We start from the raw sequence: 12,970 nt of genomic DNA, 5'->3' as shown, positions 1-12,970 counted from the left end.
AGTTGTTCCAGGAAGGTGAGGGAGTCTTCGGGCGAGAGGGCTTCGTCCATCATGTGCTCGCTGACGGGCGGCTGGACCTGGCGCGGCATCGTGCCCTGGTACAAGCCGGCCGCCCGCCCACAGAAGGGCCGCTTCACCCAGAACGCGGAGTTCGTGGTCTGGGGCAGCCGCGGCGCGATGGACGGAGACCGCAACCCGGTCTACCTCAAGGGCCTGCTGGAAGGCAGCCAGCCCTCGGGCAGCAAACGCCGGCACATCACGCAGAAGCCCGTCGGCATGATGCGCGACCTGGTCAAGATCTGCCCGCCGGGAGGCACGGTCCTCGACTTCACCGCGGGGTCCGGCTCGACCGGCGTCGCCGCGCTCCTCGAAGGCCGGAGCTTCCTCGGGATCGAACTGACCGACCACTACGCCGACATCGCCGAGGAACGCCTCGCGGAGGCCAAGCGCACCACCGAGGCAGTCGACCAGGCACCGGCGTAGCCACCCGAGGACCCTTCCGGCCTCGACCGCCCCCAGTCGAACCCCGGCCCAGCGGCCCCGGACCACCCCGGGGCCGCCTACGACCCGATGGAGCCACTACCCGATGACGCGCACCAACCCGTCCCACGACATGCCGATGGCGGTCTTCCCTGGCTACCTCGCCGGCCCCGGCGAGGACCTCGACACGCTCTTCGCCTTCGCCAGAGGGCGAGACGACTGGCTGCTGACCGTGGAGGACAACAACCTGATCGCCTGCCACGAGAGCGGGACCGGGATCGTGATCCTCGACCGGACCACGGACAGCACCTCCCCCCGGTGGACCGTCGCCTCCGGCCGCAGCCGGTCGAGCAGCCCCGCCTGGCACGCCACGTTCGACGCGGCCACACCGGCCGAAGTGGTCATGGCCGCGGCCCGCCGCCTCGCCCACGGCACGGGCCAGCCCACCCATACCGAACGCGAGCAGCACCTGTGGAGCCGCACCTCCCACGCCGACTCCTTCGACGCCCTCCACATGGAGGCGGCCCTCGCCCGCTGGAGCTCCGGCACCCGGTGCTGCACCCCCACCCTCGACGCGCCGGACGGCACCGCCACCCTGCGGATCCACCGCGCCGCCACCGGCGACGGCGACGCCCGCGACCTCGCCTACACCCTCACCGCCGGCGCCCGCGGCCACGAAGCAACCTGGTGGACGGCCGAGTTCAGCCACACCGTGCCGACCAGCGTCATCATGGCCGCCCTGCGCACCGTCACCGACCCCGGCCGCTACACCCGCCGGGCCTCCCGGATCCCGATGCTCCACCGCGCCGCCCTGCGCACCCCCCCGGTGGCCCGATGCCCGGAGCCCGCCCTTGGCCGATGACCAGCCCAGCCCCAGCATCGCCCAGGGCGAGCAGCACGTCGTGGTGAGCCCCGGCTACCTCGCCGGGCCGGGCCACCCGGACACCGCCAACGCGGCGTTCGAGGCTTTCCTCGCCGAGCACCAGGGCTGGTCCCGGTACTCCTGCGACGGAGGCGACACCAGCGTCGCCGTCAGCGACTGCCTCACCGGCCGGATCAGGCTCGACCACGAGCCGGGCGACCGCAACTCCCGCTGGACGGTGGCCGGATACGAGTCCGCCGTGGGCGAGCGCGCCTGGCACGCGGACTTCGACCTGGAGACCCCGCACGAGATCGCTCTCGCCGCCGCGGCAGTGCTCTCTCACGCCCTGTCCTACAGCAGCTTCGCCGCGAAGGACGAAGCGCTCTGGGGCAGGGACAACACCTGCGCGACCCTGGTGACCCAGATGCGCGAGTCCGACTGGCTGGACGTCAGCACCCCCTCGGAAATGCGATTCTGCTCGCCCGACGCCACCACCGGGCTGATCCGCTGGGACGCAGGGGTGTTCCACGACGCCCCCTGGAGCCGTGACTACCCGGCCGGGGTCACCCTCTGGGCCCGCAGGACCGGCGACGACCACATGCGAACGGCGTGGCAGGCGCACTTCTCCAAGGACACGCCCACCCGATTGATCACCGCGGCCTTGGACCACCTCACCGACCCGCAGCCCAGCCTACGGCGTTTCGCGGAGGTCCCCACCGCTCACCTCGGAGCGGTGGAGGTCCGGTCCTACAAGGGCTCACCGCGGTCCGCGGCCGCCACCGCCACCGGGCGCACCACCCTGGCCGACATCCCCGTCGAGCGGTGGAACGCCGCAGCCGCCGTAGCGGCACAGGCCGCCGCCACCCGATCAGCAGGAAGGACGACCTGAACACCACCTCGCACCCCCGACACCGGACGGACGTCGACGGCGACGTCCACGTCCACCCGGTCTACCTGGCCGGAAGCCTGCACATCGGCGACCCCGCGTTCCAGCCCATCCTCGACCTGCCGAACACCGAACGGCACCACGACGATCTCGGCAATTTCTATGCCGCCACGGCGGACGGGCGCATCCGCATCTGGTTCATCCCCGAACAAGACTGGAACACCCTGTGGAAGATCGCCGTCGCCCCGGACGTCTTCTCGGCACCCCGCTGGGTCGCGAACTTCTCCGACGGCACCCCGATCGAGATCGTCAAGTCCGTCACCGCCGAACTCGCCGCCATGTACAGCGCGGACGACGACACTTGGCTCGACGAGCGCGCCACCGGCCCCCTGGAGTGGATCGCCCCCTACGCCGCAGCCGGATGGACCCCCCAAGGCGTCGACCGAGGCCACCTCACCCTGAGATCCCCGGACGGCCTGGCCAGCATCACTTACCGGCGAGCCGGACTCCTGCACACCGATGATGCCGAACAAGCAGGCCAGGACGGAAGATTCACCATCGGAACCGTCAAGTCGGCAGGCTGGTACGGAAGGTTCAGCGGTGGGACGCCTGCCCGCATCCTCCACGCCGCCTCCACGGCGATGCTCGACCCCGCACCCGTCCTGCGCTACCGGGACGCACTCGACCACTACACCAAGCAGACGGCCACGATCACACCGATCACCCCACCCGCGCCCAGCCCCTTGGACATCCAGCGCAGAGCCGCACGGCTTCGCTCGGCCGCCGCCCCGTCCCCGGGCGCGCCGTCGCCCGCACCGTCGAATGTCGTGTGGACCTCGACCACGTCCGCAGGCCGGTGCCGCTGAGCCACCGTGGAGGCCGACCCGCTCCCAGGCCGGCGACACCCGCGGACTCCATCACACCCGGACACCTGCCAACGCCGGCGACGTCGCACCGTAGCTCGACTCACCACCGCTGAGTACACCGACTGCGCCATCGACCACCTCGTTGACAACTGGGGCTGGGACCGCCCAACCGCGTACCCGGCAGGCCCGCTGACCGCCGAAGGACCCACAAGGACACCACCATCGCCAACACGACCCCCACCTACACGATCAAGCGCGCGCCGGACGGGCACACCGTCGTGAACGGGCGCCTCAACGAACTCGCGCTGACCGTTCTGAAGAATCGCGAGTTCGCCGAGCTGGAGAGCAACGGGCTGGGTATGGAACTGCGGCTTCCCGCGCACTTCGACGAGGCGCGGCAGGTAGCCACCGCAGTCGACGCGGCGAACGATCTCCGCATGTTCGGGTTCGGTGTCGAACTCGACCCCAGGCTCGGCACACCGGCAAGCACCTTCGTCGAGACCCGATCGCCCGATCCCGGACACGACCTCGCCCTACTGACCTACCGCCTCGCCGTGGCGGACCAGGACCATGAGGCCGTGGCCCGCCACGCCGACACCGTCTTCGGCAGCGACGGGACCCTGGCCCGCCTCGCCACGTTCACCGGTGCCCTCGCTGGCTGGGCAGCCCGGCTGGGTCACACACCCGGCGACGACCTGTCCGACATCCTCGCCGAACACGCCCATGCCCTCGACGACATACACAGACAGCTGGCCGACACCGCGGTGCGCATCAAGGTCCTCGGAACCCTGCACGAGGACGACCGCGCCCCGAGCCCGAGGCGCCACGCGGCAACCGCCACCACCCAGGCGCGCCCCGCCGCACCGACCCCGGCACAGCCCCCCCGCATCCGCCGTACTCGGGAAGCCGGGCCCGCGCCGGGCACGCTGATAGCCGACATCACCTTCGGCACCACCGTCGTCGCCATCGGCGGCAGCCCGAACCGGCACTCCGATGCAGCCTGCCAACTGGAGCAAGCCGACTTCGCCTACCTCCCCGATCTCGGCATCCACGAACTCCCCGCCGGCACCCACCCCGAGGACGCCCTCCTGCGGATCGAGTACGCCGCCGACCTCCTGGCAGCGGCCGGCCACACCAACCTCGGCATCGATCCCGACCTGACCCGGTGGCTGGAACGCCAGGCTCGGCAGACCGCCGCACGCGCCCAGAGCACACGGTGCACACCACCGCCCCACCCCATGACCGCCGTCCCCAAGAACCCAGGAGAACCGACATCCCCGCAGAGCCGGACACGCTGATCGACGTCACCCCCGCCTACCTGGCCGGCCGCTCCTACGCCAACCAGGTATTCGAGCGGCTGACCGGCGAGTGGGCATGGGGACACGGCACCACGGAGCTGAGCCAGAGCTTCGCCTGGAGCCCGGACCACCGCTTCCGAATCGCCGACGGGCAGCTCGACCCAGGCGCCTGGTGGCACATCGCCGCCGCCCGCGACCCGCTCGCCCCACCCCAGTGGCAGGCCGGCTTCTCCAAGGAGACCCCGCCCGAGTTCGTCACGGCCGTGGCCGAGGAACTCGCCCGCACCGGCTCCGGCATCGACTGGACCGGCGAAGGCCACCCCGCGCTCAAGGCCCCCACCGACCGCCGGACCCTGATCCGCACCCTCCGGGACGCCGGCTGGCGCAGCACCTACCGCAACGGCGAACTGGACCTCGAAGCCCCCGACCGGCTCGCCCGCGTCCAGATCCGCATCGACCCACCCGGTGACGCACTCGACCTGATGTCCCGGCCACACCTGTACGTCGAGATCGGGCCCCGCGACAACGGCGGCTACCCGCCGTACTGGCAGGCCATGTTCACCACCAACGCCCCGACCGCCGCCGTCGACGCCCTCGCCCAAGCCCTCACCTCTCCCACACCGCTCCGGCGCGACCGGGACTGGATGGGCGAGGAGCTGCTGAAGCACCTCGGCGAGAAGGCCACGAACGACAGCCCCGGGAACACGACGGCCGGCCAGCCCACTGCACGGGTCGAGGCCCCGCCGTACACCGACGAGGACCTGCTGGCCGTCGCCATCGACCTGTCGGCGGAGGCGATGGAATCCATCGAGGACTTCCGGGACGCCGACATGATCGGCGACCAGGTCATCCCCAGTACCCGCGCAACCGCGGCTCGGACATGGGACGACCTGCCGCAAGACCAGAAGCACCTGGCCTACACCCTGCTCACGGACATGGTCCTCGACGCCGCCCGGCGCGCCCCCCTCCTGTTCGGCCGCGAGCCCGAACCCGGGTCGGCCCCCCGCCGGGCAAGCAGGCTTCCGACTCCGCAGCTGCACACCCCGCTCCGGGACCTGTCATTCACCAACGAGGACCTCCGAGCAGCTGCAGTGTGGCTGGGCGAGCGCAGGATGTACTGGGATCCCTCGGCGCTCAGCGACGCCATGTGGGACGAGATCATCCTCAGCACCGCAGGTCACGCCGAACCCCGTACGTGGGGAACGCTGCCGTACCAACAGCACGAGGAGGCGATCCGCCGAGCAGAGAAGCTGATCAGCGACGCGGCGGAACGCGCCACGCTGCTCTTCGACCGCCCGAGCGGACCCGAGCCCCTGGCCCTCGTCAGCCCGCTCTACCTCGCAGGACCCGGCCATCACGGCCGTGACCTGGCCGCCGCGCCCCTGCGCGACCGAGGCTGGACGGTAGCGCAGGAACCGGGTGGCGCAACGGTGTACACCAGTCCGTGCGCCCGAGTGATCGCCCGTGCCCGGACCGACAGCACCGGCACGGCCTGGACGACCACCCACCGCCGTCCCCTGTCCGGAGGCGAGCAGTGGTGGTCCTCCGCCGACGGCTGCACGCCAACCGAGATCACCGCAGCACTTCACGAGGCTCTCGCCACAACCTTGGAGGGGCGGCCACACGATCTCTTCCACCCGGTCGCCCCCAACACAGACGCGCTCGACTCGGTGATCGACGCGGGGTGGCACGACAGGTACAGCGGACCCAACCGGATCTCGTGGACCGCGCCGAACGCCGAGATGGCCACCATCACCCGCCTGATCACGATGCACAGCCCCGACCAGAGCACCGACTGGGTGATCAGCGGCGGCAGCTTCGGTTCCGGCTCCAGGGGAGGCTGGTACCTGGAAATGCCGGCCAATGTGCCTGCACCACTACTGGCCGGCGTCACCGAGGCCTTGGCCGATCCGGCACCGGTGGCTCGCCTCGGACGGGACCTCACTTCTGAGAATCTCGTCCACCTCGATGTCCGCCCGCTCGAAACCCGGCGTCGAACCACGTCGCCGGCGCGGGTGGCCGCCGCCCGGACCCGAACGGTCGGCACAGCGTACGAGGGGCAGGGCGTCCGTGCGGAAACCACCTGCCTCGGCAGCAACGGGCGCCAACCGCAAGCGCGATGAAAGGACCGGCGCAGACTGACTCCGGGGAGGCGCCCGGTCGACATCGGCCGGCGCCGACCCGAATCCGGTTGAGGTACCAAGACCGGACAGCAGGCGGTGACACTCGGAGGCCGGACAGACCGGGTCGTCGGGCAACGCCTACGAGGCTGCCTCGTAGGAGGCTTGGAGCAGAGGCAGGGCTCGATCGAGATCATCCATGGAGCTGATCCGCACCTCCAGGTCTCCGGTGCCGTGGTGGCCGATCTCCGAGACGTCGCGGGTGAACCCGGCTTCCAGCTCCACCGATGTCGGGTCGACACGAAGGAACAGCCGCAGCCCTCCCGACAAGACGTTGACCGTGACGAAGTTCCCGCCTCGCCGGTAGGCGATGTAGTGCAGCAGCTCCACGCTGTGGACATCCCCGAAGTCCAGCAGACGGCCGTCCAAGTCGGCGTACAGTTCCTGCACCGCCGCCGGAGCACCGCCCAGCCGCTGCGACACCGTCGAACGGGCGGTCGGCGCGAGGACGGTACCCGTGCGCGCGGCGCGCATGCCCGAACCGGCGGTCGAGGCCACGAGGTCGAGAGCGAGCAGTCCGTCGCCGAAGCGTACGTACCGGACGAGGTCGATGCGGCGGCCGATCTCGCGGACGGCGTGGAGGTCGTACCGGCTGAAGGCGGCGGCCACGCAGATGATCCGAGGGTTCGTCCAGTCGACCGACTTCGCGGCTTCCTGACCGAGCTTCTGCGCCATGCGACTACCGGCGATAGATGACACATACCGATCCACCCGGCAGCCACCCAAGGAAACCGATGACCATGCCTTCGAGCCCTGACCGCACCGTCCCAGTCGCGCCGCACGCTGCGGGACCCGTTGCCGCCCTTCGCCTGTAGCTTCGCGCATGACCCGCCATACGCCACCCGGCGGGAACGGATGCGGCGGCCTGCACGCTGCTGAGTCAGTAGGTTGACGCGCTGTCACCCGGTTGGGGTCCGGGGCTGACCGGGGAAACGATCAGACGAGGCGCCGCCGTTGACGAGACGAACGGCCCCAGGGGGGCTGTGCGCCGACCACGACGACAGGGGGCCGGGAATGGGGAGGCGCAATTGGGATTGGATCGACGCCACGGAATGACCGGGTATATCCGTCTCTCGGCAGTAGATCGGCGGCGGGGGCACAGCTGTCTGATTCCGCCCCCGTGCGCCATTCCATCGCGGTCGGGCAACGGCTTGCTAGCAGTCGTCATGTCGATCCCTCTCGAGCCAGTGGTGCGTGATCAAATTGAAAAGATGAGGTGGCCAACGAGGGTTGGCGGCCGGGTTTTTTGCGCAGAGTCACCGGAGCGGGACCCTGGGTGCAAGCCGGGCCCAGGGTCGTGATGCAAAGGCCAGTCGAGGAGTGTTGATGACCGAACAGAGCCCTGCACGGTTCCCGATCACCGAGCCGTTCACCCAGTCGGAACCGTCCAATCCGAACTGGAAGCTGGCGGGCAAGGCGCGGCTGGAGGGGGGTTTGGAGCTGAACCGTCCGGGGGCGGCGGGTTATGTGGGGATGGCGTTGCTGGATCAGCCGTTTCCTTCCGCCCAGGGGGTGGTCATCGACTTCGACTACGCCACCGAAGCCTCCACCGGTGCGAACGACTCCTTCGGCCTGGGACTGTGTGTGTTCCTCATCGATGGGCGGCAGACGACGCAGGCCGCGGAGAGTTGGTACGGCCTGGGCTACGCCTACCAGCACAAGGACGACCTCCATGATCCCGAACGGGCGGGCGTCACTGCGGGGTATGTCGGCGTCGCCTTGGACAGCATGGCCATTTTCCAGTACTACAGGGTCGGAGACGGCGGCGGTCAGGACGATCCGGAGCTGCCGAACCGGATCGCGGTGCGCGGCTCGGGGAACCTGCTGAGCGGATTCGAGCTGCTGGGCGTCGGGCCCGAGGTGCCCGGCGGGTTCGAAGCTTCGTGGCAAGACCGCGCGCATGTCCAGATGTGCATCAACGGCACCGCCCTGACCGTGCGTCACACCCGCGGATCCGACCCCGGCGGCACGCTGGCGACCTTCGCATTGGAGGGGCCCGCGATGACGGCGATGCCCGAAACGTTCAAGCTCGGCCTGTCCGCGACGGTCCATTACCAGGCCACAGGGACCTACCGGATCCGTGACCTGAGCGTGGCGCCGCCGGTGACCGTCCCGCTGGAGATGGACGGCCCGCGCACCGCCCACGCGGGACAGCAGGTCTCCTACACCATCCAGGTAGCCAACCTGGGCCCCGGCGACGCGCCCGAGGTGCGGGTGGAGGGCGAGATCCCCGCTCCGATGCGAAACGGTGCCGAACAGGTGCACTGCCGGGGCGAGAACGGCGCCCAGTGCGGCACCGGCTCGGTCACCGGCGGCCTGCACCAGCCGCTGAAACTGCCCGCCGGCAGCAAGGCCACGATCACCGTCACCGGCACCGTCAGCCGCACCTTCGAGGGGACCCTGTCCCCGACCGCGTGGGTCACCGCCCCCGGAAACCTTTCCACTCAGCGCCGCGCCCAGGTCGATATCCAGGTCGAGGCCTCACCGGTCACCGCCGACTACCAGATCACCGGGCAGTGGGACCAGACCTGGCCCGAGGACGCCAAGGGATGGCTGGTCAGCTACGAACTGACCCTGGCCGCACGCGACCAGCGGGTGGTGCGCTGGCAGATCAGCTTCGACGTCCCCGCAGGCACCCGTCTCAACCCCGCCCAGACCCAGTGGTACCAGGTGATCAGCAACGGCCAGGACGGGACCGTGGTCCTATCCTCTCCCGACGACACCCACACCATCGACCCCGGCGCCCCCCTGGCCGTGAGCGTGCAACTGCTCTACCCCACCCAGACCGCAGCCGGCGACGGCACCCTGCGCGGCCTGCACGCCATCGAAACCACCCGCCCCTGACCAGCCCCGACACCCCCTGGTCTGAGCAGCTCAGGACCAGCAATACGCCAGCCCATCGGGTCTTGCGACTGACGATCTTCCGAGGACCGTCATCGAGGTCCTGCCAGGAATGCGCCAGCGACGAGTGAGCCCAGGAACGGGCTTCCGGGGCCCGCGGCGTGATCCCGTGGACGCTGGAGCCCGGTCCTGCCGGCCGTGGTGCCGGGTCGCCCGGGGACTGCGGGCAGTCCCCGGGCCGCGGTCGCCTATCGCAGGCTGATCGGAGCGCAGCCGGGGCCGGCGCAGCCGACGATCTGGTTCTGGTCGATGGGCAGGGCCCGGCTGGTGCGGACCGCGGGGAACTGCTCGGTGGCGGGCCTGGCGGCGTACTCCGCGAGGACGGCCCCCGTGGCGTCCACGACGGTGATGACGGAGGGCACGACCGAGCCGCCGGTGACGACGAGCTGCGGGACGCGGCCGGTGTAGCGGAGGCTGAACGTGCCCACGTCCTCCGCCCGGACCTCGGCGACAGGCACCTCCTGCAGGGTCTCGACGGGCGTGATGTCGGTGACTGGGATGGCGCCCCGGGTGATCCCGGTACCGCCGTCACCGCCCCCGTCGCCGGACAGCGCACCCAGGTCGGTCGCGCCGGAATCCTGCGCGATGACGGCCCCCGAGCGGGCCGCCTGGATGACGTCGTCGATCTTGTGGTCCGGGACCGTGATGTCGAGTTCGTCTCGGTCGGCACTCATGCGTTCACTCCTCACACACCAGCGGCACGGTTGCCACTTTCGGCGATCCTTCCATGACACTCCGCCAGCTCGGAGCTATTCCCAAGAACGGATGCCGCCCCGACCCGGCCCCCTTGCCATCGGCGGTGGAATGCTCTGCGACCGGCCTGCATCCCGTCCGCCGGTAGCGCGGACTTGCCGCACTGGCAGGCGGCGCTCGTTCCGTGGCTGCGGAATTGATCACCAGCGCGAGACAGGAACGGCGGGCAGTCCGACGCGACCCCGGGGTGGCCGGCCGCCCGGCGATGGTGCCGGACGGCCGGTGCGTGGATCCCATCGCTGATGTGACCCCGATCGGGAGCGGCAGGTCAGGAGTTGTCGACCTTGATAGAGGAAGCGACGTCGTTGAAGTCGTCACCGACATAGGCCGCGTCGCTGGTGAACGCCTTGCTGGCGCCCTGCAGGCCGGTGTCGGCATAGAGAGTGACCGTCCAGCCGCTGGGCACCCTGACCGAGCTGATGGAGTCGTTGCCGACAGCGCCCGGCTTGGTCAGGTCGTAGGTACCCGCCCGGAGCGTCATGCTGGCGCCCGTGAAGTTGCGGTCGGCGTAGATGGCGGGCTGGCCGGCAGGCTTCGGTGCCGGCGTGGGGTCGTCCCCATGGCTGGGGTAGGAGTTGTAGTGGTACTGCTGGCTGTAGCCGAAGTCGGCGTCCGACATGGCGCGGGGTCCTCTCATATAGGGATGTCCGACCGGTGGACGGCTCATCGCCCGAGCGCATCGCGGCCACCGGCACGCTGCTCAACGGCACGCCGACGCGAAGGCAACCGCCGAGCACGAATCCGTCCTGGCAGGACACCAACAAGCGAATCATCAGCTACGGGCGGAAACCTGGAGTTGATCAAAGCCAAGATCTCCGCCACCGGGCTCCCCTACGATCCACCCCACCACTTCTCCACTCGCCCACCAGGTCACGGCACTGGCAACAGAGCAGATCATTTGAAGTGTGACGTCATTACTGGCGATCGGCTGAGACGGCCCGGGGCTCCGCGCCGGACGTCGTGGATCGGCACCCGATCTTCGGCGCCGGGGCGGCCCCGCCCTTGAGGGTGACGGCGAAGGATCGCGCCCTCGGGACGCCCGCCGCCGTGGTGGCGGCGGGCGGGTGCACCGGGGCGGCTACGGGGTGTCTTGCGGCGTGTCGATCCAGTCGGTGGCGAGACGTTCGGCCGTGAGGCGGGCTTCCACCTCCGCGGTGTCGGTACCGGCGGCCTTCTTGCCGGCGCCGCGGTGGACGCACAGCAGTTGGTCGGCCTCGCCGTTCTTGTCGCGGTAGACGATGAGGGCAGGCCCCGCGCTGCTGAGGTGGTTGGGGAACCTCACGTCCGGCTCCCAGCCCTTGTTCGCGACGAAGGCGGCGCCCCACAGGTTCTGGTCACCGCTGCCGTAGCCACGGTGGACCAGGGCCATCTTCCCGTTGTAGGCGGCCAGGGCCGGTCCCTCCAGGCTGTTGTGGCCCGGGAGCCGGAAGTCCTGGGACCAGCTGCTGCCGTTGTAGGCGGCGTGCCACAGGGAGGTGTCGTTGCCGCCGCCGCGGTGGACGAGGTGGAGAGCGCCGTTGTACTCGCACAGGGCCGGGTTGGACGCCGTCTCGTGGCGGGGCATCTCGGTGTCAGGACTCCACTGGGAGCCGTCGTACGTGGCGTGCCACATCCTGTCGCTGTTGCCACTGCGGTGGACGAGGTGAAGCTTGCCGCCGTAGACCGCCAGCGCCGGTCCCCGGGAGCTCTGGTGAAAGGGCATAGGGCCGACGGTCCAGTTGGTGCCGTCGAAGGTGCCGTGCATCAAGTCGTTGCTGTTGCCGGCGCGGTAGACGAGGTGGATCTTGCCGTTGAAGGTCGCCAACGCCGGGCCGTCGGCGCTGTGCATGTTGGTCCTGATGTCCTCGGACCAGCCGGTCTCGGGGGCGTAGGTGGCGTACCAGAGGGAGTTGTCCACGCCGCCGCGGTGGACGGTGACCAGCCGCCCGTTGAGCACGGCCAGGGCCGGGTTCGCGGCCGACTCGTGGCCGGGGAACTTCTCGTCGTCGCTCCAGTGCGAGCCGTCGAGGACGGTCCACCACATGTTGAAGTCCACACGGGGGCCGTTGCGCGCACTGGGGACGAGCCAGCTCGGAGCGATCCACGGCGAGCTGCACTTGACGCCCCACTGGCCGGTGTTCGCCCACTTGATCGCCGCAGCATGAAGTTTCATGCAGAAGGCGATGACCTGGCCCAGCGGAGGGATCGCGGCATTGACGATGTCTGCGAGCAGCCCTTCGATCTCCGCGACCTCGTCGGCGGTCTCCTTGTTCATGTGGACCTCGAAGCCCCACCACCTCTTCTCCACCCAGGCGTCCAGGCCGCGCACCTTCAGCTGCTCCCGGGCTTCCTCCGCCCTCGCCACTGCGGCGGCTGACGGCGCCGCCATGCCTTCCGGCAGCCAGTCGGCGGGCATCTGGTCGGTGGATGGCGCGGGCGCACCCTGCTCCGCGGCGCCGTCCTGCGTGGCGGTCTCGTCAACAGCCATACGATTCCCCTTCTCGGCTGCGCACGGCGTGCCAGCCCGCCCGGGGGCCCGGGTACGGCTCCGGCCCGCAGCCGGGTGCACTGACTGAAGCGTTTCAGGCTGTCATGGCCACCGTCAGGCGAACGGTGTCGACATCGGCGGATCTTGCCCCATCTGGCCGAATGGCCCCGCTCGTGGGGCTGGTTCCCCAGTGGTGAGTTCCGCAGCTGCGTGTGTTCCGAGCTCCCAGCGGTGTTCACCGTCTTCAGGCGTCCGCTTCGCGGCTCGCAAGCGGCGG

At 70.0% G+C, this 12,970-nt stretch carries 10 protein-coding genes and 1 pseudogene; 7 read left to right on the top strand and 4 right to left on the bottom strand.

All coding sequences use genetic code 11. The features are described from left to right. Nucleotides 1-69 precede the first annotated feature (69 nt). The 6 genes and pseudogenes from ACIQOW_RS20965 to ACIQOW_RS20940 all read left to right on the top strand — a co-directional run. Nucleotides 70-483: pseudogene (locus ACIQOW_RS20965) on the top strand (DNA-methyltransferase); the annotation flags it as partial. A gap of 103 nt (nucleotides 484-586) precedes the next feature. Next, a complete protein-coding gene (locus ACIQOW_RS20960; RefSeq protein WP_401087108.1) occupies nucleotides 587-1,342 on the top strand; it encodes a DUF317 domain-containing protein in 756 nt (251 codons plus the stop codon). After that, a complete protein-coding gene (locus tag ACIQOW_RS20955; RefSeq protein ID WP_401087106.1) occupies nucleotides 1,332-2,231 on the top strand; it encodes a DUF317 domain-containing protein in 900 nt (299 codons plus the stop codon). The genes ACIQOW_RS20960 and ACIQOW_RS20955 overlap by 11 nt, the downstream gene beginning before the upstream one ends. Further along, complete coding sequence (locus ACIQOW_RS20950) at nucleotides 2,165-3,094, top strand: DUF317 domain-containing protein (protein ID WP_401087105.1); 930 nt, start codon at nucleotides 2,165-2,167, stop codon at nucleotides 3,092-3,094. The genes ACIQOW_RS20955 and ACIQOW_RS20950 overlap by 67 nt, the downstream gene beginning before the upstream one ends. A 278-nt stretch (nucleotides 3,095-3,372) precedes the next feature. Further along, nucleotides 3,373-4,392 carry a hypothetical protein gene (locus tag ACIQOW_RS20945; RefSeq protein WP_401087103.1) on the top strand — a complete coding sequence of 340 codons (1,020 nt, stop codon included), beginning with the start codon at nucleotides 3,373-3,375 and terminating at the stop codon, nucleotides 4,390-4,392. Continuing rightward, complete coding sequence (locus ACIQOW_RS20940; RefSeq protein ID WP_401087101.1) at nucleotides 4,311-6,515, top strand: DUF317 domain-containing protein; 2,205 nt, start codon at nucleotides 4,311-4,313, stop codon at nucleotides 6,513-6,515. The genes ACIQOW_RS20945 and ACIQOW_RS20940 overlap by 82 nt, the downstream gene beginning before the upstream one ends. A gap of 138 nt (nucleotides 6,516-6,653) precedes the next feature. On the opposite strand, the gene ACIQOW_RS20935 is transcribed toward ACIQOW_RS20940, so the two are convergent. Further along, a complete protein-coding gene (locus tag ACIQOW_RS20935) occupies nucleotides 6,654-7,247 on the bottom strand; it encodes a DUF5655 domain-containing protein (RefSeq protein ID WP_401087099.1) in 594 nt (197 codons plus the stop codon). Nucleotides 7,248-7,898: 651 nt separating this feature from the next. On the opposite strand from ACIQOW_RS20935, the gene ACIQOW_RS20930 reads away from it, so the two are divergent. Next, nucleotides 7,899-9,416 (top strand): hypothetical protein, encoded by a 1,518-nt coding sequence (locus ACIQOW_RS20930; RefSeq protein WP_401087098.1) that lies wholly within the window; start codon nucleotides 7,899-7,901, stop codon nucleotides 9,414-9,416. A 245-nt stretch (nucleotides 9,417-9,661) separates the two neighbouring features. Here ACIQOW_RS20930 and ACIQOW_RS20925 read toward each other — a convergent pair whose 3' ends face one another. From ACIQOW_RS20925 to ACIQOW_RS20915, 3 genes are all read right to left on the bottom strand, one after another. Then, entirely contained in the window at nucleotides 9,662-10,147 is a 486-nt protein-coding gene (locus tag ACIQOW_RS20925) for a hypothetical protein (protein ID WP_401087096.1), read from the bottom strand. 347 nt (nucleotides 10,148-10,494) lie between these two features. Beyond that, nucleotides 10,495-10,845, bottom strand: coding sequence for a peptidase inhibitor family I36 protein (locus ACIQOW_RS20920; protein ID WP_401087094.1), 351 nt, complete (start codon nucleotides 10,843-10,845; stop codon nucleotides 10,495-10,497). Between the two features lie 459 nt (nucleotides 10,846-11,304). Next, the gene (locus ACIQOW_RS20915; protein WP_401087092.1) at nucleotides 11,305-12,693 is read right to left on the bottom strand and encodes a hypothetical protein; all 1,389 of its coding nucleotides are present in this window, start codon (nucleotides 12,691-12,693) and stop codon (nucleotides 11,305-11,307) included. Between the last annotated feature and the right edge of the window lie 277 nt (nucleotides 12,694-12,970).

Origin of the sequence: Kitasatospora sp. NPDC091335, from assembly GCF_044757205.1 — a bacterium.
Taxonomy (GTDB): domain Bacteria; phylum Actinomycetota; class Actinomycetes; order Streptomycetales; family Streptomycetaceae; genus Kitasatospora.
Note: the sequence above shows the minus strand (reverse complement) of the source record. Positions and strands in the feature narration are given on the sequence as shown.

Bases quoted from the DNA above. Each gene is read 5' to 3' on its own strand.
- ACIQOW_RS20960 (WP_401087108.1), top strand. From the start codon at position 587: ATGACGCGCACCAACCCGTCCCACGACATGCCGATGGCGGTCTTCCCT.
- ACIQOW_RS20935 (WP_401087099.1), bottom strand. From the start codon at position 7,247: ATGGCGCAGAAGCTCGGTCAGGAAGCCGCGAAGTCGGTCGACTGGACG.
- ACIQOW_RS20930 (WP_401087098.1), top strand. From the start codon at position 7,899: ATGACCGAACAGAGCCCTGCACGGTTCCCGATCACCGAGCCGTTCACC.
- ACIQOW_RS20925 (WP_401087096.1), bottom strand. From the start codon at position 10,147: ATGAGTGCCGACCGAGACGAACTCGACATCACGGTCCCGGACCACAAG.
- ACIQOW_RS20920 (WP_401087094.1), bottom strand. From the start codon at position 10,845: ATGTCGGACGCCGACTTCGGCTACAGCCAGCAGTACCACTACAACTCC.
- ACIQOW_RS20915 (WP_401087092.1), bottom strand. From the start codon at position 12,693: ATGGCTGTTGACGAGACCGCCACGCAGGACGGCGCCGCGGAGCAGGGT.